Below are 1,805 nucleotides of genomic sequence, written 5' to 3'. Positions count from 1 at the left end.
CATACCAGTTGGAGGTAATACTAGAACACTTACTTTAGTAGGAGGATCTTATGATATCGAAGCGATTTCTATAGCTACAGGTTGTAAAGTAGCGAAACATCGTTTTGTAATACCATCAAATCCAGCCGAGATAAAAGTAACAAATGTATCTCAAAAAGTATCGGTAGATTGTGGTAATCATAATGGTGTAGTAGCACTTACAGTTATAGGAGGAGAACAAACCTATACAGTAACCCTTGCTCCATTAGGAGGAGGAACGCCCAAAGTACAACCTAATGTACCAGAAGGTTATCCAGGTATTGAAATAGCAGGTTTAGACGCGGGTACTTATAATATTACAGTAGAAGATGCCTTAGGCTGTACAACAGCAACAGGCACCCTAAGTGTAACATTAGCACCTTATAGTGCTATCAATACCGCAAGTATTACAGTAGCCACAACTTCAATTACTTGTATAGATGCTAAAGATGGAACACTCAAAGTATCAGGAGTAACAGGGGGAGTACGTCCTTACCATTTTATATTGTTCAAAGGCTCAACAAAATCAGATGAAATATCAGGAGTTAATGGAGATGAAGTTACTTTTAGTAACATAGAACCAGGTACTTATCACATAGATATTTTAGATGCTCAAAACTGTTCAGTAACCCTTGCAGGAAGCTATTCATTTGTAAATCCAACAGCCATAACAGCCGATATCAACGCTCTGAACTCTAAGTTTGTAACTTGTAAAGGCACAAGAGACGGCAAGGTAGAGATAGTGAATATCACAGGAGGTACAGGAACATATACAATTAGTATAGCCAGAGCCGATACTAAACAAAACGTAAAAACACATCGAGATGTAACAAGTTCAACCGATCTGTTTGATGAATTAGGAGTTTTAGAAGGCACTTACTATGAGGTAGTAATAAAGGATAGTAACGATTGTACGATGACTAAGACCTTGTCATTCACGGTAGAAGAATTACCAGATGTTACAATCAAGGAACTCAAATACTATGGTACTTGTCAAGCAAATTCTAATAGTTACGTAGATTATTTAGAGGTACATTTCAACAATCCATCGCCCGACTATAGTAAGATAACCTATAGTTTGAATGGAGCTCCAGCAGCTACTTTCACACGAACCACAGGCAATGTAGCTTATATTGATAATTTCAATAGAAGTTCAGTTACCCAAACGGTTGAAGTAACCTATACTATAGTATCCTCTATTCCAGGAATGACGGGAAGTTGTAGTGCCTCCGAGACCATCACGATAGATCCTTACACACCACTTACAGTTACGAGAGTAACGACTAATACCACGCTCAACACCTTAGAGGTATTAGCACGAGGAGGTAGGACGAATAACTTTAGAGGTTATACATACTACTTTAATGAGGTGAGTAAAGGAGATAATCCTGTGTACAAAATCAACCACGACGATCCTGATAAGTTAGTAAACGGGCGTCGTTATAAAGTAGTGAATGTACGCGTGGAAGATGCAGAAGGTTGTACAGTAACAGCGACTTACGATTTAGAATACTTTGATATAGAAGTGCCAAACTTCTTCACGCCCAATGGAGATGGAGAGAATGATGTATGGAAAGCGAAGTATTTAGACAACAATGTAAATGCCCGTATCTACATTTTCGATCGTTATGGTCGTCGTTTAGTGAAGTTAGAACCAGGAGAAGGCTGGGATGGTACGTATGAAAAACAAGCGATGCCATCAGGTGACTATTGGTATATCATCGAAATCAACGATCAATTGTACGACAAACGTGAGTTCTACGGTAACTTCACTTTATTTAGATAAT

General features: G+C 38.5%; 1 protein-coding gene. It reads left to right on the top strand.

The window, feature by feature from the left end; translation table 11 throughout:
- Positions 1–1,804: T9SS type B sorting domain-containing protein (locus I7X29_RS15160; RefSeq protein WP_198475870.1), on the top strand; the 1,804-nt coding region annotated here is incomplete at its 5' end.
- Between the last annotated feature and the right edge of the window lies 1 nt (position 1,805).

It is taken from the genome of Capnocytophaga periodontitidis (genome assembly GCF_016126015.1).
Taxonomy (GTDB): domain Bacteria; phylum Bacteroidota; class Bacteroidia; order Flavobacteriales; family Flavobacteriaceae; genus Capnocytophaga; species Capnocytophaga periodontitidis.
Note: the sequence above shows the minus strand (reverse complement) of the source record. Positions and strands in the feature narration are given on the sequence as shown.